The organism is Gluconobacter sphaericus (assembly GCF_016757795.1).
In the GTDB taxonomy this organism is placed as follows: Bacteria; Pseudomonadota; Alphaproteobacteria; order Acetobacterales; family Acetobacteraceae; genus Gluconobacter; species Gluconobacter sphaericus.
Window position 1 is genome coordinate 770405 of sequence record NZ_CP068419.1, and the last position, 21306, is coordinate 791710.

The window sequence follows — 21306 nt, forward strand, 5'->3', positions numbered from 1 at the left end:
CGTTTCCCCCTAGGCTCAGGACTCATAGCCAGAAGATGACGGTTGCGGCGAGGCAGACGGCTGAGAAGAAGACGTTCGGGCATCTGTCGTAGCGGGTTGCGACCCGCCGCCAGTCCTTGAGCCTTCCGAACATGATCTCGATGCGATTGCGTCTTTTGTATTTCCGCTTGTCGTATTTGACGGGTTTTCCGCGAGATTTCCGTCCTGGAATGCAGGGCTTTATCCCTTTCTCTTCCAGGGCGTCTCTGAACCAGTCGGCGTCATACCCGCGATCTCCCAGCATCCATTGTGCTGCAGGAAGACTATCCAGCAGGGCAGCGGCACCGGTATAATCGCTAATCTGCCCCGCCGTCATGAAAAAGCTTAGCGGCCGTCCGTTCTGATCGGTGACCGCATGGAGCTTGGTATTCATACCGCCTTTGGTGCGACCGATCAGGCGGCCTGGATACCATTTTTTAACCGCAGGCTCGAAGCCGTGCGGTGCGCCTTGAGATACGTCGCATCAATCATAATCGTCTGAGGCTCGACTTTCGCAGCAGACAGGCCATCCATCATCCGCATGAAAATGCCCATGTCGCTCCAACGCTTCCAACGGTTGTACAGCGTCTTGTGGGGGCCGTATTCCCGGGGCGCATCACGCCAGCGCATCCCATTGCGGTTCACAAAAATGATCCCGCTCAGCACTCGGCGGTCATCAACACGGGGTCTACCATGGCTCTTTGGGAAAAAGGGCCGCAGACGATCCATCTGTTCATCTGTCAGCCAAAACAGGTCGCTCATTGCCAGTCTCCTCGCAGAGCCTGAATCAGATTTCCACAATCAAATCAATGGGGCCTGATCCTAGGGACGAAGCAGAAACCGGCTCTTCGCGAGCCGGTTTTTTTATGGAGAAAGTCTTTCCTCCGCGGGGACACAATCAAGGACATGCCATCCGCCAGTCGTCCTGTTATGGTTGTGTCTTCATTATTCTGGCCGAATCATGCTGACCCCTATCCTCGTTATCTGTCTGCTCATTTTCCTCAATGCCGTGTTTGCCATGGGAGAAATGGCACTCATCTCGGCAAAACGACCACGGCTGGACGTGCTGGCCAAGCAGGGTATCCGGGGGGCCACGACCGCAATCCGACTGGCAGAAGATCCGCACAGCTTCCTGCCAACCGTGCAGGTGGGCATGACACTAGTTTCCATCCTTGAAGGCACGTTTGGCGGTAGCCAGATGGAAAGTACCGTTACGGCGTGGATTGCCAACATTCCCTCGCTTCGTCCGATTGCGAGCGAAATCTCGATCGTTCTGGTTGTAGCGATGATCACCTTCGCTATGCTGGTTTTCGGTGAACTCATCCCAAAACAGATCGCATTGCAGCAGCCAGAAGCCATTGCCTCACGGCTGGCATGGCTACTGGTCGGCGTGGCCCGGATCGCACAACCGATTGTCTGGCTACTCAGCGGCACGTCTTCACTGGTGCTCCGCCTGCTCCATGTCGGCCCTCTGACACGCGCAGCAGTAACAGAGGAAGAACTGAAAGCCGTTCTGGCCGAAGGTGCTCGCGCCGGCGTTCTCGAAACCGACGAGCAGGCCATGATCGAGCGCCTTCTGCGTCTGGCAGACCGCCCGGTCCGGGCCATCATGACCCCTCGTAACGAGCTTTTCTGGATCGACAGACATGCGGATCAGGAAACGCTGACCCGCAAACTGCGCCAATCTTCTTACGCCCGGATTGTCGTCTGTGAGGGAGACGTCGATCATCCCGTCGGGGTCATTCTGGCCAAGGACATCATGGACCGGCTGCTGCTGAAGCTTCCAGTTTCCGTCGATGCTGTCCTGCGTGAACCCCCGGTGATCCCGGACAGTCTCAGTGCCCAGGACATGATCGAACGCATGCGCGGGGTCAATCTTGGCATTACTTTCGTTCTGGACGAATACGGTTCCTTCGAGGGCATCGTAACGCCCTCAGACGTTTTTGAAGCCATTGTCGGCGAGGAAAAAACCGAATCCTCGTCTTCAGAACTTCAGGTGACCGAAGGCGAAGATGAATATATTTTCGATGGCTTCATGCCAGCGGATGAACTGCGCTCCCGTCTTGATCTGCCGGAACTGCCGGGCGCGGGCGGATATCATACCCTCGGCGGCGTGATACTGGCCCTTCTGCGGCGCGTTCCAGCCCGGGGAGACAAGGTGGCGTTCGGGGGCTGGCTATTTGAGGTTTTGGAAATGGATCGCCGACGCGTCGGAAGGGTCAAAGTCAGTCATCAGGTTCTCGCTGAAGACTAAGTCTAAAATTCAGACTTTGTTTACAAACAAGGCCACCCTGTCTGTCACAGGGGCATAGCCGCCCTGATTACCGTAATTCTGCGGCTGAGCCGTCATCGGCGTGGATGTCAGCAGTTCGATGACGCGCTTCTGGGCTTTAATGGCCCTTTGCAGAAGCTCGCCATTGCGATTGCCTAGTGCCGTCATCTGCTCCAGCAGATCGCGGTAGGGAGAGGCTGGCGCGTCTTCCCGCGCAACCGCCTCATCGTCCTCAGGGCAGCACAGACACAAATTCTCCCTGCGGCCATTGGCCTCAGAAACTTCCTGCTCCAGCGTTCTGGCTGCGTCCTGCTTTTCCGGAAGAAGAGCCAGAGCGTCTGGAATCCGTGCTTCTTCCAGTGCAGAGTTTTCCGCTTCGAGAATGGCGATCAGCCGCTGCATGGCCGGAATAATGGAAGCGCTCATTTCTGCTCCTGCATAGCTAGCATCTGACGATCAATCGCGTCCGTCAGGCCTATTCCACCGTTATTTTCCATCTGCTTGGCAATTTGTTCCACCAGCATGGGCCGGAACTGCTTTTCCCCTGCCCCGCCACTGAACATGCTGTCGCTCTCTTCAGCCGTGGCGAACATGGGCTGAAGCATCTGGTTGATCGCCATCGACTCGAAACTCTGCGCCGACTTCAGGGTCTTGGCTGGATCTGCCTTCTGCCCGTGCAGTGGTAATCCCTGCGATACCGTGGCGGTGGTCGAGGATACTGTCATCAACGCATCTCCAGTTCTGCTTGCAGGGCGCCATCGGCCTTGATGGCCTGCAGAATGCTGATCATGTCTCTTGGCCCTACTCCGAGCGCATTTAACCCTGAAACAAGCTCCCGGAGCGTGGTGCCCCCCGGAACGACCGCAAGATGATGGGTCTTGCCCGTATCCACCTTGACGTTTGTGCGGGGCACGACGGCCGTCTGCCCGCCGGAGAATGGCCCCGGCTGAGAGACCTGAGGCGTCTCCGTCACCTGAACCGTCAAATTGCCCTGTGCCACCGCCACCGTGCTGATCCGGACGTCTGCCCCCATGATGATAGTGCCACTGGCTTCGTCCACGACCACCTTGGCCGGTGTATCCGGAGTGACCAGAAGGTCTCCGATTCGGGAGAGCGTAGAGACCGGATCATGATTGCTCAGATCCAGCAGGACTGTCCGTGGATCCTGAACGATCGCAATCGGCCCGAAGCTCCGGTTTATAATGGCCGCAATCCGACTCGCCGTCGTGAAATCGGGGTTACGCAGACTCAGATGCAGGTTCGAACGATGGCTAAGGTCAAAAGGGACTTCCCGTTCGACGATACCACCATTGGCGATATGCCCGCTGGTGGGCACGTTGCGGGTAATGGACGCAGCAGCCCCACGTGCGGAAAAGGCATTCGTCGCCAGAGAGCCCTGAGCAACAGCATAGACTTCACCATCAGCGGCCATCAGGGGGGTCACCAGAAGCGTTCCGCCCGTCAAGGAGGACGCGTCACCCGCAGCCGAGACCGTCACATCGATCCGGTTACCCCCATGAACGAATGCCGGAAGGTCGGCTGTCACCATGACAGCAGCCACATCATGCGTCTGGAGTTGGGTTTCCTGATCGCGGATGTTAACGCCCAAACGGTTCAGCATGGAAATCAGGGTTTCACGAGTAAAAATCGTATTGGTCAATCGGTCGCCCGTCCCGTTCAGCCCCACCACCAGACCGTATCCGATCAACTGGTTGCTCCGAACACCTTCCATGTCCGTGATATCCTTGATGCGAACGCTAGCAGCCAGAGTAAAGCCCGGCAGGAAAAGCAGTCCGACACAAACAAACGCAGTCAGTCGCTGTGTCAGGGTCCGGAAGGGGAACGAAGATTGCGTGAAAAAGCGCATGGGCGGCGGTGTGTATCCTGATGCCTGCAAGAGAGGTCTGGAGGTTTCAGGTGTTGAGGATGGGCGTACAGGGTAAAGAAACCCCTAACAGGGACGCAGATTTCCGGGCTTTCCGACAAACGGATAAAGCATGTTCGGGGTTGGCGGATGCGGCTGGGATGGCTATAAGCCGCGCGTTATCGCCTGCGCCTGTTGGAAGCGGACGTTGGCAGATCAGCCAGGATTGGATGTGCATGATTACGCTGCCGCCGGATTATAGACCCTCCGACAATGAAGAGTTCATGAACCCGCTTCAGGTCGAGTACTTCAGACAGAAGCTTCTGCGCTGGCGTCTGGATCTACTGAAAGAGGCGGATGGAACCCTTGCGAGTCTCTCGGAAGGCGGAATTCATGAATCAGACATTACCGACCGCGCCAGCGTCGAAACTGACCGGGCTTTCGAACTTCGCACCCGTGACCGTGCGCGCAAGTTGATCGCCAAGATCAACATGGCCCTCGAACGCATCGACGACGGAAGCTACGGTTTCTGCGAAGAGACGGGAGAGCCGATCGGCCTGAAACGCCTTGAAGCACGTCCTATCGCGACCCTATCCATCGACGCCCAGGAACGCCACGAGCGCATGGAAAAGGTCCATCGGGACGATTAAGGCTTGCACTTGGCGCGCTGACCCGTTACGAAGCGCGCCAAGGCAACGGTATGCTGCTGTAGCTCAGTGGTAGAGCACTCCCTTGGTAAGGGAGAGGTCGACAGTTCAATCCTGTCCAGCAGCACCAGCTTACTTCACAAAAAATTATTTAAGCAGAAAAATTTTTTGTGCCATCTACCCCAGCAATATTGGGCTTTCCACAGCCCTCACCCCAGAAAAAAAACGACTGCGTAGCTCTTAACCTAGAGAGGTAGTCTCCTTCGTTTAGTGCTACAGTCGGGCGTGCCTAATTTTTCATTAGAAAAGTTCGCTGCGGCTCACCGTACTTGGGCTCAGGCTCCATTGATTTGATTGTGGAAATCTGAATCAGGCTCTGTGAGGAGACTGAAGGTTAACGATCTGTTTTGACTGACGGATGAACAGCTGGAGCTGTCTGCGGCCGTTCTTTCCCAAGAGGCCATGGCAAATCTCGCGCTGATGACTGCCGCGTGCTGAGCGGTATTATTTTCGTGAACCGTAATGGTCTGCGTTGAGGTAAAATTCATTTTCATGCGGGTCTTGGATAGTTTGTCTGCTGTAAAGGCCGAGCCTCAGACCACTATGATTGATGCGACGTCTCTCAAGACGCACCGCACGGCTGCCAGCCTGCGCTGAAAAAGAGGAACCCAGGCGATCGCACCAAAGGGGACATGAACACCAAACTGCATGTCGGTCACCGATCAGAACGGACGACCGTTGAGCCTTTTCATGACAGTTGGACAAGGTCAGTGATGACACCGGTGCCGGTGCCTCGGCTCTGCTGGACAGCCTTCCCATGACACAGTGGTTGCTGACGGATCGAGATTATGATGCCGGCTGCTTCAGGGATGCCCTGGAGGCAAAAGGAATCAGGCACTGCATTCCAGGACGTAAATCTCTCGAGAAACCAGTCAAATACGACAGGCGGAAATATAAACGCCGCAATCGTATCAAGATCATGTTCAGGCGCCTTAAGGACCAGCGGCGTGTCGCAACACGCCGCCATATGTCCGAATGCCTTCTTCTCGGCAATCTGCTTCGCTACAACCGTTCTGTTCTGCTTATGAGGCCTGAGCCTAATGGAAGGGCGGCTTTTTCAGGCTAATGCATCTTTTAATCGCGACGGTCGCGGATCTTTACGTACGCAATGGCCGCATGCTCGGCACAATAGGGCTTTCCAGGAAGCGGGGTGGCACCGCAGAAATGAAAACCCGGTGTGCCGGGGTCGCCGATAGGCCAACAGCAGGACGGGCCACGGCGGGTCGGGCGGTCGATGCCCGCAGTCGAAAAGCGTGGCGGCGTGACCGGACGTGGGACAGGGGCAACGCGAGGTTCCGACTTGGGAGCTGTAGCAAGCTCCCGACGGGCCGCGAAGGGTTCCTTGGCGGCCACTGGAAGAGGACGCGAGGCATCGACTGACTGAGACGTAGGCTTCGTCGCGGCTTCAGGGGCGACAGAAGGTGCCTTGCGGACCGGAGCAGCAGGCTTTTCTGGCGCCTTCTCCGCAACAGCTGCAGGCACCTTGGCCGGAGCCGCATCCTTATTCACAAACAGGTCCACTGCCGCAGGTTCGGCAACCTTGGCGCGGGAGGGGCTTTTGCGACGGGGCGTTGCTTCCGTCGTCCCTGTTTCACCATCCGTGACCTTGCGGTTCCGAATGGGAGACGGGCGGGGCGGCAGGCCCAGACGATGAGCCTTTCCGACGACAGCATTCTTGGTGATGGAGAGCTGGCGGCCGATTTCGGCGGTCGAAAGTCCCTGACTCCACAGATCGCGAAGTCTGGCGATCGTCTCGTCCGTCCACTCCATATGCTCGTTTCCCTGTCCCGTTTCGGTGCCTGAACCGGCCCGATATCCTGTTGATTTTCCATCCCGGCCCACCGGACCCGGAACATCTTCGGGACGTTTCTTACCAGAAACTCCCCGCCACGTCGAAGGCGGTTCTTATGCGACCGGCTTGGCGACGCGCTGAAGCTCTACGAGGCCGTTCACCACGGCCAAAGCAATTTCTCCGCGGACCAGCGCCTGGGCATCCAGACCGAAAAGCTCACGCCGCCATCCTTTCAACGCACCAACATCGGTTTCGCCAAGGGCAATCAGATCCAGATCGTCCGAAGAAGCCACCAGACGGGGCGCCACCTTGTGATCCTCACACTTGGCCGCCAACAGAACCCGCAGAAGTGCAACGAGAGCCGCAGACGGGCGGGCGCGTTCGGATTTCGAAGGAGGCTTTGGCAATTCAGACTCTGGAAGAGTCTGCGCAATACGGATCGCTTCCAGAAGACCCTTTCCCATCTTTCCGTCGGCAAACCCTTTGGTCACACCCCGGATACGGGACAGAGCCTCGACCGTATCGGGATGAACGGCTGCGATTTCCAACAGGCTTTCATCACGGATGACGCGCTGACGGGGAATATCGGCATTCTGCGCTTCCTGTTCGCGCCAGGCGGTGACTTCACGCAGGATGCCGAGCATCCGGCGATTGCTGGTGCGAGCTTTCAGCTTTTCCCACAGGCGACGAGGATCGGGACGGAATGTTTTTTCTTCCGTCAGGATCGCCTGTTCGGAGTCGGCCCAATGCAGACGGTCCTGCTCGGCAAGCTGTTTGCGAAGCGCCTCATAGACCGTTCGCAGATGGGTGACGTCAGCGGCGGCATAGGCGAGCTGCGCCGCGCTTAGCGGACGGGCCGACCAGTCACTGAAGCGGTGCGCCTTGTCGATGCTGCGGCCGGTGATTGCACCGACCAGGCTGTCATATCCGACCTGATCGCCGAAGCCCGCCACCATGGCAGCGACCTGCGTATCAAAAACCGAGACAGGGAGGCGATCGAAAATATGGAGAAAGATCTCAAGATCCTGCCGGGCGGCATGAAAGACCTTGGTGCAATCCGGCTTGGCCAGAAGGGCGCCAAGCGGGGCAAGATCAATACCGGGCGCCAGAGTGTCAATCAGGACAACATCTTCGGTTCCGGCGAGCTGCACGAGACAGAGCTCGGGCCAGTAGGTCCGTTCCCGGACAAATTCCGTGTCGATCGTCACGAAAGGCTCGTTCTGCAATTTTTCGCAGATACGGGCCAGCTCTTCACTGGAGGTCAGGAGAACGGGGGTCGGGAAGGTCGGAGCTTTCGAGCGCATGAAACGATCCTACACAAAGCGCAGGATCGTGACCACGCCCTCTGAGCGTCCTTCCCTGTCCCGTTGCGGGTCGATCAGAGAGACTGTTCGATCCAGGCCTTGAGCTGGCTCTTGGGCAGCGCCCCCATCTGCTGGGCGACCGGCTTGCCGTCCTTGAAGACGATCAGCGTCGGAATGCTGCGTACGCCATACTTGGTCGGAGCTTCGGGGTTGGAGTCGATATTGACCTTGGCAACCTTCAGGCGGCCCTGGTACTCAGCGCCGATTTCCTCAAGTGCCGGCGCGATCATCTTGCACGGGCCGCACCATTCTGCCCAGAAATCAACCAGAACCGGACCTTCTGACTTCAGGACGTCTGCATCGAAGCTGCTGTCGCTGACGGCAACGGTATTTGCGCTCATGAGGGTATTCCTTGTGGCGAATGAAATTTATGAAAATGGATATCGGCTGCCCTGCCCCTCACTGCAAGGGGGCTTTTGATCTGCATCAAGCACCAGAGCAGACCTGATCCAGAAGCAAGGACGGAAGTGTGACAACAGCAGGTCCTTCCGTCCAGACCAGAGAACAGTGAATATCGTAGCCCGGATGAAGTTGCTCCAGAACGGCACGATAGGCCGCCATCTGCCGCAGATAGACAACCGGTGTACGCTCCGCCCGCAGATGCGGATTGCGATTTGTCTTGTAATCGCAGAGCCAGATCTGCCCGTCCCCGATCCGCAGACGATCAACCTGCCCCAGAACCACTCGGCCCGCGCTGACACCGGAAATCGGCTGCTCCGCACGGCTTCCGGGCGCAAACAAGGGCGCGAGGTCGGGATGAGACAGGACGCCCAGAACCTGCTGCGCCAGACGATCGATTTCCGCTTCCGTCAGCCCCAGAGCCCGGCGGGACAGCCAACGCAGGGCCACGGCCTCGCGTTCGGCGGACGGCGTTTCTGGCAGAAGCTGGAGCAGACGATGGATCATCGTGCCGCGCCGCATGGCCTGTTCCCGCACCGGTGTGGAGCGACCGGCCAGCAGCTCCAGTGGTGAACGCGTTGCCGGAAGTTCACCGAACTCCGCCCCATCCGGACGGCTGGGCGCGAGCGGTCGCGTCATGGCGTCCTCGCGCTGGGCAATAGACGGCTTCCAGTCCGGAGCACGGCCCATCCAGTCCGGCAGGGCTGCACAAGGTGGTTCAACGCCCTTGCCCCGAAATGCGACGGGAGCGAGTGTCCGAGCCTCTTCCAACACGAGCCGCTCGCCGTCCCAGCCGGAATCCATCGGCTCGGAACGCGCATTGGCCAGTTGCTTGAACCCGGCCTCGCACTGCCGATACCAGCTTTTATCATCGGGCTCGCGCTTGGCCCCGGCCCCACAGATCACCAGCCAGTCACTGGCGCGGGTCAGGGCAACGTAGAGCAGGCGATTGCTCTCCGCCCGAGATTTTTCGGCATCTCGCTCCGACAGGGCCGTCGTGACCTGCGTGCCCATGTCCTTTTTCGGCACCCAGAGCGGGAGTTCGAACGCCCCCGCTTCTTCCCACAGGAAATCGCTCCCAGGTGGAGGTTTTGACGTTGTATCCGGCATCACGACCAGACGAGCCTGAAGCCCCTTGGAGCCATGCACGGTCATGACGCGAACAGCGCCGAGCTCGCTTTCGGCCTCACGTTTACTGCTGATCTCGCTGGCTTCGAGCCAGTGCAGAAAACCCTGAAGCGACGGCGGGTGCAGCCCTTCATAGCGTAACGCCGCCGTCAGAAGCTCGTCTACCGGCTCGGCTGCCTCCGGCCCCAGACGCCGCAGAAGTCTCGTGCGGCCACCATGCTGACCCAGCGTTTCCGCCAGTAGCCGGTACGGAGATGCATAATCGACGCGCGCATAAAGCGTGGACAGCATCTCCCACGCCGCACGCCAGTCCTCGCGCTCCCGATGCCGTTCGCGCAGAACGGTCCAGAGCGGCTGGCCTTTCGGGCCGAGGGCATGGACCGTGCCATTATGGGTGGCGAGCGCCATCAACGAGTCGTCCGTCAGCCCGCCGAGGGGGGAAGTCAGGACGGCAGCCAGTGTCAGGTCATCCTGCGGCAAGAGCAGAGTCGCGCAGAGCGTCATGAGATCGCGGACCGCCACCTGCTGCGTCAACCCGACCCGCACCAGCGTTGCGACTGGCACATTGCGCGATTTCAGAGCCCGGATCAGCGAGCGCAGGAACGGCGAGCGCCGGGGGACGAGGATCAGCACATCGCCCGCGGTCAGAGGCGCCTGCCCCGGCTGAGGCGGACGCCCGATCTGCTGGTCGATCCATTCCGCAAGCGCTTCGGCGAGGCGCTGGGGCGCGCTACGCTGTCCGGTATTGGCGGAAGGCGCACGCCATGGCGTCAGGCCCTCGTCATCGTCTTCGCCCTGAACGACGGGGACGAGCGGCCACAATTCCACACGCCCCCCCTGCCCCGGACGGGCCGAGACATGCGGGCGGAGCGTCTTTTCGCCTTCCTGCAACAGACCATGCGCGGCGAGAGACTGGGAGAATACCGCGTCCACGAAGGACAGGACGGGAGGCACCGAGCGGAAGGAGACATTCAGTTCCGGATCGCGCCATAGCAGCCCAGCATTGCGGACACGGTCCGCGAACGCGGTGCGCCAGCGGTGGAACTCTTCAGGCTGGGCGCCCTGAAATCCGTAGATCGACTGTTTGTAATCACCAACCGCAAAAATGGTGCGTGGGCGCGGTCCCATATCCCACGCGCCCTCACCCGCAAAAAACTCGGACGTCAGCGCACCGGCGATTTCCCATTGCAGGCCGGAATTGTCCTGCACTTCATCCAGAAGCAGATGGTCAATGCCGCCATCAAGCTTGTAGAGCACCCAGGCCGCACCCGGATCGCGCAGAAGATTGCGGGTTTCCTGAATGAGATCGTTGTAATCCACCAAGCCGCGGGCGGACTTGCCGTCCTGAAACGCCGTCAACATGGGTGCGGCGAGACCCAGCAGGGCACGGTTTAACAGGACCAGACGCACGCTTTTGAGATTGGACTGAAGATCCACCAGTCGTTGCGCCTCGTCTTCCAGCAAAGGCGCAATCCCCGGAACGGCCTCCTGCGCCTTCTTGGCGACGATCCGGTTCATCTGCCGCACGGTTCCTTTGTCCGTCAGGAGGCATTTCGCCCAGACGGCAGGCGCCCGCTTGGCCGGTTCCGTCCCGAGCCATGCCAGCATCTGCTCGACGTTGACTCGGGCGGTAGGTGTCACGACCCCGAGCACGTCACGCAATCCGGCCCGCAGCTCGTCTTCCTTCGGCGGACGGCAGGCGAGAGCCTCAAGTTCTTCAAGGCTCTGCTGCCCGGCGTTCAGAGCCTTGCGATAGGCACTGACCACACTCTCAGGCAAAGTCTTCCAGCGCTCCAGCAGCGGACGAGCGCGGCTTTCCTCCATGTTCAGCGTGCGGATGCGCTGAAAGAAACGGTCCAGGCCCACTGTGCCAGCCACGTCAGCCGCAAGCTCCGGCGAACGGGCCAGACCGTCTTCCATCGCCTCGCGCAGGGCCAGTGTGGTGTCGGTCTCTTCCATCAGTGTGAAATGCGGATCGACCGAGGCTTCCAGCGGAAACCGCCGCAGCAGCGACTGACAGAAGGCGTGGATCGTTTCGATCCGCAGCCCCCCCGGCAGATCGAGCACGCACAGGAACAAGGCGCGGGCACGGGCGCGGGTTTCGTCCGTATTGGGAACGTCGAGGCTTTCCAGCTCCGCACCAAGCGTCTCATCCGGCAGCGAGACCCAGCTCCCCAGTTTTTGCTGAAGCCGGTTGGCCATCTCGGCAGCGGCGGCCTTGGTGTAGGTCAGGCACAGGATACGCGAGGGATGCGTGCCATCCGCCAGAATGGTGTCGCCGTCCTCGGTCTGCACATAGAGCGGCAGCATGAGCCGAAGCAGACGGTCGATCAGCAGCTTGGTCTTGCCCGAACCCGCCGAGGCCGAGACGAATACAGAAGCGCGCGGATCGGACGCCTGACGCTGCGTACGATCGGCAGCGGCAATAACTTCGTCGCGGGTGATGGGGCGTGTGACAGGCGGCATGTCGTTCATTCGCCCTCTCCTTCCGCATAGGCCGCGCGCCATTCATCTACGCGGGCAAGCTGCGCGTAATCGGTGTAGCGCGGGACATGGCCGGCCCAGGGCTGGGAACGGTAGGGCTGATCGGGCGTGTCGTATTCGTCCACCAGGGTCCGGAGTTTTTCCATGGCCTCACCGATCAGGGTCGGCGCATCCGTGCCGGAACGTGAGCCAGGCACTTCGCTTTCTTTACCCGGCTCGTCCCCGCCGGTCAGATGCCAGTAGAGCAACTGCTTTGTCTCCACGGCCGGAACATCCTTAAAGGCTCCCTTCGCCAGCAGCGCACCTTCCAGCACGAGTTGCACGGACCAACCTTCCGCAACATTCTTTCCGCTGGGCGGCTGCCCGGTTTTGTAATCAAAGACCGTCGCCAGACCATCGGTCCCGATATCGATCCGGTCTGCACGACCGCGCAGTTCGAACGGCGCAACAGCCCCCTGAAGACGGAAAGATGCCGTGACCTCCACGAAGCGTCCCTGCGCCGGGCCGCTGTCTTCCATCTCAAGCCGGTAAGCGGCTTCCTTTTCCGCCACCCAGTCCGCAATTCGAACCAGACGCGGCCCCCACCAGTTCACAAGCGCCGGACGCATGTTCGCTTTCGCCAGTTCCTCAGCAAAAACACGTCGCAGAATAACGCTCGCATTGGCTGGCCAGCGCTCGGGGAAGTCCCGCAGGACGCGCTCCATCGCATCATGCACGATCATACCGAAATCAGCGTGTTCCGCACCTTCCTCCAACGGCTTGAGCGCCCGGAGCTTCAGGACATGCTTGGCATAGATCGCATATGGGTCCTGCATCCACGTCTCGATCTCGGTAATACTGAGACCCCGAGGACGCAGAGCGACGGGTGGACGCGGTTCGGGCGGCGCCACAGCCTCGGCGCCTGCGAGCGGCTGATCGAGATAGCGCTGCCAGTCCAGCGCGGGATGCACCGGCAGGTTCTGGGAGCGCCCACCAAGAAACGCATCCATTCGGACCATCCACCGCGCAGGAACGCCGGGCGCGCCCTCACGCCGAGCCGAACTGGCGAACACGGCTTCCTTCGACGCCAGAATGGTCGAAACGAAATCATGCGCGCTCACACCCGTCTGCCGCTCCGGAGAAGGCAGACCGACACGCACGCGCATCGGGCGGCTCAGCCACGGTCCCGGATCGGTCGCGGGAGGCCAGACGCCTTCATTCAGCCCACCCAGCACTACGACATCGAACGCCAGAAGCCGAGCTTCCAACACTCCGAGAATCGAGACACGCGGATGCGACAGTTCCACGCCCCCCCGATGCGCCCGCAAGCCCGTTAGCATCTGCCCAGCCATGGAAGTATTGAGAAACGAATCCAGATGCGTCAGGCGCTGCGGCGGGAGAATACCGGTATTGACGATCAACGCCGCCAGATGTCGCGAGAGCGCCTCACCATCCTCACCGAGCCACAGGCGCGCGCCCGGATGACGAGGTTCGTCTTCCGACGCCTCCAGCTCTTCCGCCGTAGACGCCAAAGCTTCCGCCGTGTGGATCAGGCGTTCGATCAGTTCCGGCAGGGGTATGGCGCCCTCGATGGACAGGAGCGGCTCGAAAGCCCGCTCGATCCGCGCGATGAAAGCAGCGGGACCTTCCGGCTCGTCCGGAGCATCCGCACTAGCACCATTATCGGGCGTATGTTTCTTTTGCGTGTAGTCCTGCAGCGCGGCTTTCAGTCCAGCAATACCGGGCGCGGGAGCAGGCCCACGCAGCAGGAGCCGTTCCAATCGCCGTGCGGAAGCGTGGCAGTCCCCCGGCGTGCGCCCCAGAGCAGCGAGCGGATGTTTCAGGACGGAAAGTAGCGCGACGGGAGAAAGCTGCACTTCGGCAGCGGTCGCAATGAGGCGCAGGAACACAGCGGCCGGTGTCTGAGACAAGGACTCACCCGCACTGTCATCGGCATGGATCCCGAAACGCAAAAGCTCGGTCCCCACACGCTGCGCCAGCGCCCGGTCCGGCGTGACGAGCGCGCAGGTTTTCCCGGCTTCAGACACGACATCACGCAGGATCAGCGCAATGGCCTGCGCTTCCTGCTGCTGGTCCTGCGCGGGCAGAATGGAAAGACCTGCGATATCACGCGGGCGGCTGTCCTGCCCCCAATAGGCGATACCCTGTTCCGGAAGCAGCACCTCGCGCAGCATCAGCTCACGTCCACGGTCCCGTCCGCCATCCCAACCCGTCAGCTCCTTGCGGGACAGCCCCAGATCCGCAAGGATTTCCTTCAGACCGGCCTGCGGATGCGACGGCGGCAGAGCATCCCAGATCTCGTCTGCCATTCCCAGATCCACCCCCGGCAGGATCACGAACCCGGCGGGCAACCGCGCCACCACGGCCAGAACATCCGACACCGCCGCAGACCCGTCAGCAAATCCCACGCCCCAGACGGGCGTGAGCGGCGGTTTTTCTTCCCAAGCGCGAGCCTGCGCCTTCAGACGCGCGATCTGCCGCGCCACCGGGTTACATAGCCCCTCTTCTTCCAGCCATTTCGGCCAGACGGCAGTGACGATCTCAAGAAATTTCAACGTCTGCTGCCAGTGATCGGAAAAGCGCTCCTCCACTGCATCCGGCAGGCGTTCAGCCAGATCAACACCGCTGCGTTCGGCTTCGTCCATCAGATCCGCCAACGCCTTGGCAAGCGGCCACGCCCGGTCGATCCCCTTGGTACTGTCCACACCGACACTCACAAGCGGCGTCTGAAGGATCAGCATCGACAGCACAGCCAGACGGCGCTGCGACTCCACGGCAGGCGGCAGAACGACGTCGATCCCAATGGATGCCAGAGCATCTTCGTCCACATCATTGATCGCGACGATGCGCGGTAAAAGTGCGGCCTGCGTGTCCAGAACCCGCAGGAACGCCTCCATCAACGCACGGCCAGCACGACGGCTAGGAACAAGGATCAGACCGGGACCATCCGTTCCGGCTGCCGGGTCCTGCTCAAGCCATTCCTGCGCCACACGGTCCAGAAACGGCTCCGTACCCGCAATGGTGACGACGCCGCTCATCGGTTCAGTCCTGTCAAGCGCTCCTCAGGCCAGCCCGTCAGCTCCACGACGCGAGAATCTTCGGTGTCTCCGGGGGTAAATGTGAGATGCAGTGTGCCTGCCGGCAGAAAATCCCCGGCCCGCTCCGGCCATTCAACCAGCATGATGCCCTCACACGCCTCATCCCAAGCCAGTTCGTACAGCGCATCCGGCCCATCCAAACGCCACAAATCATAATGATGAACCGTTCCTTTGAGCGTCTCGTAAGGCTGGACGAGCGCGAAGCTGGGGCTGGGAACTTCCATCTGCGGGTCCTGAGCCAGATGGCGCAGGAAGGCTCGGGAAAACGTACTTTTCCCGGCTCCCAGACCGCCGGAGAGCGCAAGACAGTCTCCGGGCGTACAACGGTCGGCAATCAGGGCCGCCAGAGTTTCGGTCGCAAGCTGGTCATCAAGGCGTATCTGCATGACGCCAATGTGGACCCGACGCACCTGTGCCAGCAAGGGCGTTCGGGAGCAGATCAGCGACTGCCGTTCTGGAGAAGCTCCATCCAGCACGCCATGACGGGCCCTTCCTGAAATGCAGCAGCCCGAACCCGGGCAGCAGCCGACATGGCCTGACGCCGTTCGGGCGCGCGCATCAGCTCCAAGAGGGCTACAGCCAGGGCCTCCGGCTCTTCCGGCGGGACCAGCAATCCGGTCTCGCCATCGCGCACGATTTCCGCAGGCCCCGTCTCACAGTCGAACGCCACGACCGGCACTCCCGATGACATGGCCTCAAGCAGAACCATCGGCAGTCCCTCATAACGTGAGGAGGCCACGAAAAGCGCGGCGCGGGCGTAATCAGCGTCGATATCTCCGGTCGCAGGCACGATCGTCACGCGATGCAACCCTTCCGCCTGTTGCAACAAAGCATCACGATCCGGCCCATCTCCCCGGATCAGGAGGCCCCAGCCCATGCTCGCCGGGTCCTGCTCCACAATCCGCCAGGCCCGCAGTAACAGGTCATAGCCCTTCTGTTCGGTCAAGCGTCCCGCCGCCAGAACCATACGGGAGGTTGCCGGATAAGGCCTTTTCGTCACGGGGGGAGTCATGTTCGGAATGGCAGTCAAACGCGCCCGAACCGTCGTCCCCTCACGCCACAGCGCCGTATCCCGCCGGGTCAGAACAACGACATCGTCGGCCCAGCGCGCGGCAATCTGCCGCCCCCAAACTCGCTTGCGACGGTTCAGTGTCACATTGAAGTTGAAGTGCTCCCACACAATGCAGCGCACCCCCGCAAGCCGTGCGGCCGCCACGCCGTAAAGCGCGTGAGTGGACTCCACGACTACCAGCGTATCGATCTGCTCCCGTTTCAGCAGCTGCGACAGCCGCCAGACGATGCGGAACCAGGAGTTAAAAATCTTTACCGGCCGGCCAAACAAGGATGAGACGGCGATTTCGGGCGACAACGGAAAGGCCGGCGCACCCATCCCGACGAGTTCCACCAGTTGCACGTCACAGCCCTGACGGACCAGTCCGTTCATGACAGCACAGGCCGAGCGTTCGGTCCCGCCGAAACCTTTGAGGTCCTGAATTACAAACGCATATCGTGCCTTCAATGCCCTACCCCAAGCCCTTCAAACCGATTATGAAACAGACCATGACGACTGCACCTCAGACTCTCAACACCGATGTCGCGATTGTCGGCGCCGGTCCGACCGCTCTCTTCGCCGCGTTTGAATGTGGCATGCTCAAACTGTCCTGCGTCCTGATCGACGCGCTCGACAGCGTCGGCGGACAATGTGCTGCGCTCTACCCGGAGAAGCCGATCTACGACATCCCGGCCCATCCCGCCATCGAAGGCGGTGCGCTGATCGAGGCTCTCGAACAGCAGATCGCACCGTTCGACGTGCCGCGCCTGCTGGGTTCACGGGTCGAAACGCTGGAAGGCCAGCGTGGGGCTTTCACGCTGAAGACGGCACGCGGCGACGTCATCAACGCGAAGGCCGTCATCATCGCAGCCGGTGCCGGCGCATTCGGGCCAAACCGGCCACCACTCGACGGGCTTGAAGCCTATGAGCGCACGGGGGCCGTGCAGTATTACGTCAAGAAACGCGCCGACTTTACCGGCAAGCGCGTTGTCGTCGCAGGCGGTGGCGATTCCGCGCTGGACTGGGCCCTGTCCCTCTCCGAAGTGGCCGCCCAGGTCTATCTGCTGCATCGCCGGGACCGCTTCCGCGGCGCGCCCGAGACGCTTTCGCGCATCGAGCAGCAGATTGCAGCCGGCAAGATCGAGAAGGTCGTGCCCTATCAGCTTCATGCCCTGCACGGCACGAACGGCATACTCTCAACCGTGGAAGTCACGACGCTTGAAGGCACGTCCCGGCATATTGAGGCCGATGCGCTTCTGCCGTTCTATGGCTTATCCACCGATCTGGGGCCAATTGCACTTTGGGGGCTGGACACGCATCGCAACACCGTTCCCGTCACTCCGGCCACCTTGGAGAGCAGCACGCCGGGCATTTTCGCGATCGGGGACGTGGCGACCTATCCGGGCAAACTGAAGCTGATCCTTCAGGGCTTCTCCGAAGGCGCCATGGCGGCCCATGCCATCCATGCCATCGTCCATCCCGACACGGCCCTGCATTTCGAATATTCGACCAGCAAGGGCGTGCCGGGCTGACAAAACGGGCCAGACAGATTTTCCCACAGCACTGAGCTGGCTTTCATAGCTTCAGGGCGGTTTCACGAACGACAACACAGCAGGACAGATATGAAAGTCATCGTTATGGGCGCCGGCGTCATCGGCGTGACAACGGCATGGTATCTCGCTCAGGAAGGCCATGAAGTCGAAGTCATAGACCGCCAGCCGGGTGTTGGTCTGGAAACGTCCTTTGCCAATGCGGGGCAGGTCTCTCCCGGCTATTCGACGCCCTGGGCCATGCCGGGCCTGCCGTTTAAGGCCGCGAAATGGATGTTCGAAAAGCACAGCCCCCTCGTCGTCCGCCCGCGCCTCGACACGGCCATGTTCCGCTTCATGGGCGAACTGCTCATGAACTGCACGGAAAAGGCGTATGACATCAACAAGGGTCGGATGCTGCGGATTGCGGAATACGCCCGCGACCGACTTGACGCCCTGCGCGCCGAGACCGGCATCACCTATGACGGCGCCCAGAAGGGCCTGATCCAGCTCTTCCGTACGGACAGTCAGGTAGAATACGCTGCCGAAGACATGCGTTTGCTGGCCGAAAGCGGCGTTGAGCACAAGCTGCTGACCGTGGACGAGATCCTCGCCCGCGAGCCCGGCCTCGCCAATGCGCGACACCTGCTCAAGGCCGGTCTACTGCTCCCCGGAGACCAGACGGGCGATGCCCATCTCTTCACGCGCCGTCTGGCCAAAATGGCCGAAGACAAGGGCGTGAAGTTCCATCTCGGCGTCACGATCGAGGCTCTGGAAGCCGCCAGTGACGCCATCGTCAGCATCCGCACCAGCGCAGGACGTATGACAGCGGACCGCTATGTTCTGGCGCTTGGCAGCTATTCACCGCGCTTCCTCAAGCCGTTGGAACTGCGTCTGCCGATCTATCCAGTCAAGGGTTATTCCCTGACCATGCCAATCACAGACGAAAGCCGCGCGCCCATCTCCACCGTCAATGACGAGACCTACAAGGTCGCCATCACGCGCCTTGGCGACCGCATCCGCATTGGCGGCACGGCGGAGCTGAATGGTTTCAACCTGCGCCTCAGCCCCGACCGCCGCGAGACTCTGGAACTATCCTTCAGCGAAATGTACGGCGGCGGCGATCTGTCGTCTGCGAAATACTGGACGGGCCTGCGCCCCTGCACGCCGGACGGCACGCCGATCGTCGGCCCCTCACCGCGCTACGGCAATCTGTGGCTCAACACCGGCCATGGCACGCTGGGCTGGACGATGGCAGCAGGCTCTGGCCAGATTGTCGCAGACCAGATCTCGGACCGACAGACGGCGATTCCGTCCCTCGACCTGTCTCTGGACCGTTACGGCATCTGAGAATGTCTGCCGTCCGCAAGAGCTTACGGACGGCAGACAAACGCCCGGACATCCTGCATCGAGACGGTCCCGTCCCGGCGCAGAAGTTCGTCCTTGCCGCCCACATGATGCGGCATGACCATCAACGGCGTTCCTTCATCCATGAAGCGGATCCGCAGATCGCTCCAGCGCGGCGCCACAAATCGCCGGAAAGACTGTACGAGCGCGCACTGATCGATGCACCAGTTCGTCGGATTGGCCGGATCATAGGCGACCTGAAGATAGTCATGCAGGAATGCCGCAATCTCCGGCAGCCGGTCAGCTTCCCCGAACCATGAGATCCCCGCACCAAACCCCCAGGGCTCACCGAAAGTCTGCCGCCCCTCATGGTCATAGGCATAGAGCCGGAATCCATAATCGGCCGTTGCCCTGAGCTCATCGAACAGCGTCAAAAAGTCATCCGGGAAATAGCCGTCACAATCGGCGGTGATGACAGGACAGGCATAACGTCGCACCACTTCAGGCAACATCAGATAACGGATCGCCGTATAGGTCGCAGCATCGCGCCATGTCAGACGGCCATGAGCCAAGGTGACATCGAGACCGAAATCCTTTTGCGAGACGGCATTGATCAGTTCGCGCATGAACGCAAGCTGCTCCGGCGCCGGCGTATCGATCCCCAGACACAGCCGGATCCGGAAAGACGGATCCGGGCGGCGGGCACAAAGCTTCAACAGAGACAGCAGCAACTTGGGCAGGAAACGGAAATACCCGGCGTCGCACCCAAAAACGAGACAGAGCGCGGGTAGCTGATCCCCCGGGACATCGCCAGGAACAACACTAGCCTCCCAGTGCCATTCCCCCATGCCCAGACGGTCAGGAACCGGCTGCTCCATACCCTCACGCGCAGGACCGCCCAGCCAGGATAACACGCCACAATTATAATGGATCGGCATGAGCCCGGTCCGGATGGACAGAGCCTTGGCCGCCGCATACTGACTGTCAGCGGCATCCACATTGCCCGCAAGCCAGAACTGATGCCCGCCACAAAGAGCATTCCAGTAACTGTCCCCGTTAAAACGCCGGTCCAGTTCCAGCAAGGCCTGCCGGGGTTTCTCCCCGAGACGCAGAGACGTCTCCTCGAAGCGATGTCCATAAACCTGTCGGATGTCCGCCCCATCCTGCTCCGAAAGCGGCATGGGCGTCAGAACCCGTTCAAACAGTTCGTCAAAAGGCTGCAGACGGAGATGCTGAAGGCAATCCTGCACCAGAAACAGGGCGTTTTCACCCTGACGCAAGCGTACGTCGAGATCCTGAATCCGTTGCGGAATACTACCTTCCGGGAAACGCTTCAGGAGTGCCGCCTGTAGCAGATCAGCCGCCCGGACATGATGACCGCAGCGCATTGCCATAAGGGCTGAGAAGTAGAGCATGTCCGCGCCATCATCGGCCCGACGCGCCAGTTCCAGCGCACGCTCCGCCAATGCAAGTTCGCCACAGTCCACACTGATCAGCGCCAGATATTGCAGGCGGGGCAGATCCTCGGGATACAAGGCAACCTTGAAGGCCTCCGACTGAAGACTCGCAAAGGAATCTCGGATACGAGCCCAAGGGGCCTGATCTCCGCGCCGCACGACATTACGAACGTCTTCCAAAAGAGCCACTACCTCAGGTGACGGACAAGGCTCCAACCGGAGGGGAGATATATTTTCGCCTGTCAGAAGAACAGACCCATCTGCCTGCGCCTGCACATCAAGCGTTTCCAGAGCAACCGCCCAGTCCCCGACACGAAGTTGGAAATCCTGTACCGCAGGACGCAGGGCCGGAAAGGATTCAGCAGCAATATACCACGGACGCGATACCAACCGCTGCAGTTCCGGCAGGTGCGCGACCGGCAGGGCGAGGAACTGTTCCCAGCCCTGGATGTGTGATGCGGTCCCGCATCCATGGCCCGGCGTCGCCGTCAGAAAAACATTCCCGGCCCGCACCGCATACAGGGGGCGCGCCCCGGATGGATCGATCGGCTGGACCTCCACGAGGCCACCGTCCCCACTCAACGAGACGGGGGCCGCCATCCCTGCGATCACATCGGACAGGGACGCCAGGGACAACGAGAAGCCACGCTGCGCGACAATAGAGCCGTGCCAGCTCAAAAGACAGGAAGTCATACCAGCAGCGTAGTGAGGGTTGCGGTCGCATGCAAATGCCTGCACACGCCCTGCCAGCATCTGACGGAGTCATAAAAAAAGGGTCTGCCTGAGCAGACCCCGT

The 21306-nt window shown here is 60.7% G+C and carries 16 protein-coding genes, 1 tRNA gene and 1 pseudogene; 6 read left to right on the forward strand and 12 right to left on the reverse strand.

The window, feature by feature from the left end; all coding sequences use genetic code 11:
- Nucleotides 1–22 precede the first annotated feature (22 nt).
- A protein-coding gene (locus tag IGS75_RS03745; protein ID WP_202257623.1) for an IS5 family transposase occupies nucleotides 23–780 on the reverse strand; the annotation gives its coding sequence in 2 pieces (ribosomal slippage) (nucleotides 23–447 and nucleotides 447–780; 759 coding nt in all).
- Between the two features lie 199 nt (nucleotides 781–979).
- Here IGS75_RS03745 and IGS75_RS03750 point away from each other — a divergent pair.
- Entirely contained in the window at nucleotides 980–2272 is a 1293-nt protein-coding gene (locus IGS75_RS03750) for a hemolysin family protein (RefSeq protein ID WP_141350764.1), read from the forward strand.
- Between the two features lie 9 nt (nucleotides 2273–2281).
- Here IGS75_RS03750 and IGS75_RS03755 read toward each other — a convergent pair whose 3' ends face one another.
- From IGS75_RS03755 to IGS75_RS03765, 3 genes are read right to left on the reverse strand one after another with little or no spacing between them, the layout of a single operon-like run.
- Nucleotides 2282–2716 (reverse strand): flagellar protein FlgN, encoded by a 435-nt coding sequence (locus IGS75_RS03755; protein ID WP_141350762.1) that lies wholly within the window; start codon nucleotides 2714–2716, stop codon nucleotides 2282–2284.
- Entirely contained in the window at nucleotides 2713–3015 is a 303-nt protein-coding gene (locus tag IGS75_RS03760) for a rod-binding protein (protein ID WP_194263861.1), read from the reverse strand. The genes IGS75_RS03755 and IGS75_RS03760 overlap by 4 nt, the downstream gene beginning before the upstream one ends.
- Nucleotides 3015–4157 carry a flagellar basal body P-ring protein FlgI gene (locus IGS75_RS03765; protein WP_141350760.1) on the reverse strand — a complete coding sequence of 381 codons (1143 nt, stop codon included), beginning with the start codon at nucleotides 4155–4157 and terminating at the stop codon, nucleotides 3015–3017. Before IGS75_RS03765 ends, IGS75_RS03760 begins: the two co-directional genes overlap by 1 nt.
- A gap of 233 nt (nucleotides 4158–4390) precedes the next feature.
- On the opposite strand from IGS75_RS03765, the gene dksA reads away from it, so the two are divergent.
- From dksA to IGS75_RS03780, 3 genes and pseudogenes are all read left to right on the forward strand, one after another.
- A complete protein-coding gene (gene dksA, locus IGS75_RS03770; protein WP_141350758.1) occupies nucleotides 4391–4804 on the forward strand; it encodes an RNA polymerase-binding protein DksA in 414 nt (137 codons plus the stop codon).
- 52 nt (nucleotides 4805–4856) lie between these two features.
- A tRNA-Thr gene (locus IGS75_RS03775) sits at nucleotides 4857–4931 on the forward strand.
- A 281-nt stretch (nucleotides 4932–5212) separates the two neighbouring features.
- Nucleotides 5213–5889: pseudogene (locus tag IGS75_RS03780) on the forward strand (IS5 family transposase).
- Between the two features lie 46 nt (nucleotides 5890–5935).
- Here IGS75_RS03780 and IGS75_RS03785 read toward each other — a convergent pair.
- From IGS75_RS03785 to IGS75_RS03815, 7 genes are all read right to left on the reverse strand, one after another.
- A complete protein-coding gene (locus IGS75_RS03785; protein WP_202257624.1) occupies nucleotides 5936–6631 on the reverse strand; it encodes a GcrA family cell cycle regulator in 696 nt (231 codons plus the stop codon).
- Nucleotides 6632–6766: 135 nt separating this feature from the next.
- A complete protein-coding gene (gene rnd / locus IGS75_RS03790) occupies nucleotides 6767–7957 on the reverse strand; it encodes a ribonuclease D (RefSeq protein WP_141350746.1) in 1191 nt (396 codons plus the stop codon).
- 74 nt (nucleotides 7958–8031) lie between these two features.
- Nucleotides 8032–8358: a thioredoxin TrxA gene (gene trxA, locus IGS75_RS03795; RefSeq protein ID WP_141350744.1), complete on the reverse strand. Its 327-nt coding sequence runs from the start codon at nucleotides 8356–8358 to the stop codon at nucleotides 8032–8034.
- An 85-nt stretch (nucleotides 8359–8443) separates the two neighbouring features.
- Nucleotides 8444–12019: a double-strand break repair helicase AddA gene (addA, locus tag IGS75_RS03800; RefSeq protein WP_202257625.1), complete on the reverse strand. Its 3576-nt coding sequence runs from the start codon at nucleotides 12017–12019 to the stop codon at nucleotides 8444–8446.
- The gene (gene addB, locus IGS75_RS03805; protein ID WP_202257626.1) at nucleotides 12016–15066 is read right to left on the reverse strand and encodes a double-strand break repair protein AddB; all 3051 of its coding nucleotides are present in this window, start codon (nucleotides 15064–15066) and stop codon (nucleotides 12016–12018) included. Before addB ends, addA begins: the two co-directional genes overlap by 4 nt.
- Nucleotides 15063–15512 carry a tRNA (adenosine(37)-N6)-threonylcarbamoyltransferase complex ATPase subunit type 1 TsaE gene (gene tsaE, locus IGS75_RS03810; protein WP_202258139.1) on the reverse strand — a complete coding sequence of 150 codons (450 nt, stop codon included), beginning with the start codon at nucleotides 15510–15512 and terminating at the stop codon, nucleotides 15063–15065. Before tsaE ends, addB begins: the two co-directional genes overlap by 4 nt.
- 53 nt (nucleotides 15513–15565) lie before the next feature.
- Nucleotides 15566–16645: a glycosyltransferase family 4 protein gene (locus IGS75_RS03815; RefSeq protein ID WP_202257628.1), complete on the reverse strand. Its 1080-nt coding sequence runs from the start codon at nucleotides 16643–16645 to the stop codon at nucleotides 15566–15568.
- Between the two features lie 41 nt (nucleotides 16646–16686).
- On the opposite strand from IGS75_RS03815, the gene IGS75_RS03820 reads away from it, so the two are divergent.
- On the forward strand, nucleotides 16687–17709 hold the full coding sequence (locus IGS75_RS03820) for an NAD(P)/FAD-dependent oxidoreductase (protein ID WP_202257630.1): 1023 nt from the start codon (nucleotides 16687–16689) through the stop codon (nucleotides 17707–17709).
- A 90-nt stretch (nucleotides 17710–17799) separates the two neighbouring features.
- Nucleotides 17800–19056: a D-amino acid dehydrogenase gene (locus tag IGS75_RS03825; RefSeq protein WP_202257632.1), complete on the forward strand. Its 1257-nt coding sequence runs from the start codon at nucleotides 17800–17802 to the stop codon at nucleotides 19054–19056.
- A gap of 23 nt (nucleotides 19057–19079) precedes the next feature.
- On the opposite strand, the gene IGS75_RS03830 is transcribed toward IGS75_RS03825, so the two are convergent.
- The gene (locus tag IGS75_RS03830) at nucleotides 19080–21203 is read right to left on the reverse strand and encodes a hypothetical protein (protein ID WP_202257634.1); all 2124 of its coding nucleotides are present in this window, start codon (nucleotides 21201–21203) and stop codon (nucleotides 19080–19082) included.
- Between the last annotated feature and the right edge of the window lie 103 nt (nucleotides 21204–21306).

Bases quoted from the DNA above. Each gene is read 5' to 3' on its own strand.
- rnd (WP_141350746.1), bottom strand. From the start codon at position 7,957: ATGCGCTCGAAAGCTCCGACCTTCCCGACCCCCGTTCTCCTGACCTCC.
- addB (WP_202257626.1), bottom strand. From the start codon at position 15,066: ATGAGCGGCGTCGTCACCATTGCGGGTACGGAGCCGTTTCTGGACCGT.
- IGS75_RS03755 (WP_141350762.1), bottom strand. From the start codon at position 2,716: ATGAGCGCTTCCATTATTCCGGCCATGCAGCGGCTGATCGCCATTCTC.
- trxA (WP_141350744.1), bottom strand. From the start codon at position 8,358: ATGAGCGCAAATACCGTTGCCGTCAGCGACAGCAGCTTCGATGCAGAC.
- IGS75_RS03820 (WP_202257630.1), top strand. From the start codon at position 16,687: ATGACGACTGCACCTCAGACTCTCAACACCGATGTCGCGATTGTCGGC.
- addA (WP_202257625.1), bottom strand. From the start codon at position 12,019: ATGAACGACATGCCGCCTGTCACACGCCCCATCACCCGCGACGAAGTT.
- IGS75_RS03750 (WP_141350764.1), top strand. From the start codon at position 980: ATGCTGACCCCTATCCTCGTTATCTGTCTGCTCATTTTCCTCAATGCC.
- IGS75_RS03765 (WP_141350760.1), bottom strand. From the start codon at position 4,157: ATGCGCTTTTTCACGCAATCTTCGTTCCCCTTCCGGACCCTGACACAG.
- IGS75_RS03830 (WP_202257634.1), bottom strand. From the start codon at position 21,203: ATGACTTCCTGTCTTTTGAGCTGGCACGGCTCTATTGTCGCGCAGCGT.
- tsaE (WP_202258139.1), bottom strand. From the start codon at position 15,512: ATGCAGATACGCCTTGATGACCAGCTTGCGACCGAAACTCTGGCGGCC.
- dksA (WP_141350758.1), top strand. From the start codon at position 4,391: ATGATTACGCTGCCGCCGGATTATAGACCCTCCGACAATGAAGAGTTC.
- IGS75_RS03785 (WP_202257624.1), bottom strand. From the start codon at position 6,631: ATGGAGTGGACGGACGAGACGATCGCCAGACTTCGCGATCTGTGGAGT.
- IGS75_RS03760 (WP_194263861.1), bottom strand. From the start codon at position 3,015: ATGACAGTATCCTCGACCACCGCCACGGTATCGCAGGGATTACCACTG.
- IGS75_RS03825 (WP_202257632.1), top strand. From the start codon at position 17,800: ATGAAAGTCATCGTTATGGGCGCCGGCGTCATCGGCGTGACAACGGCA.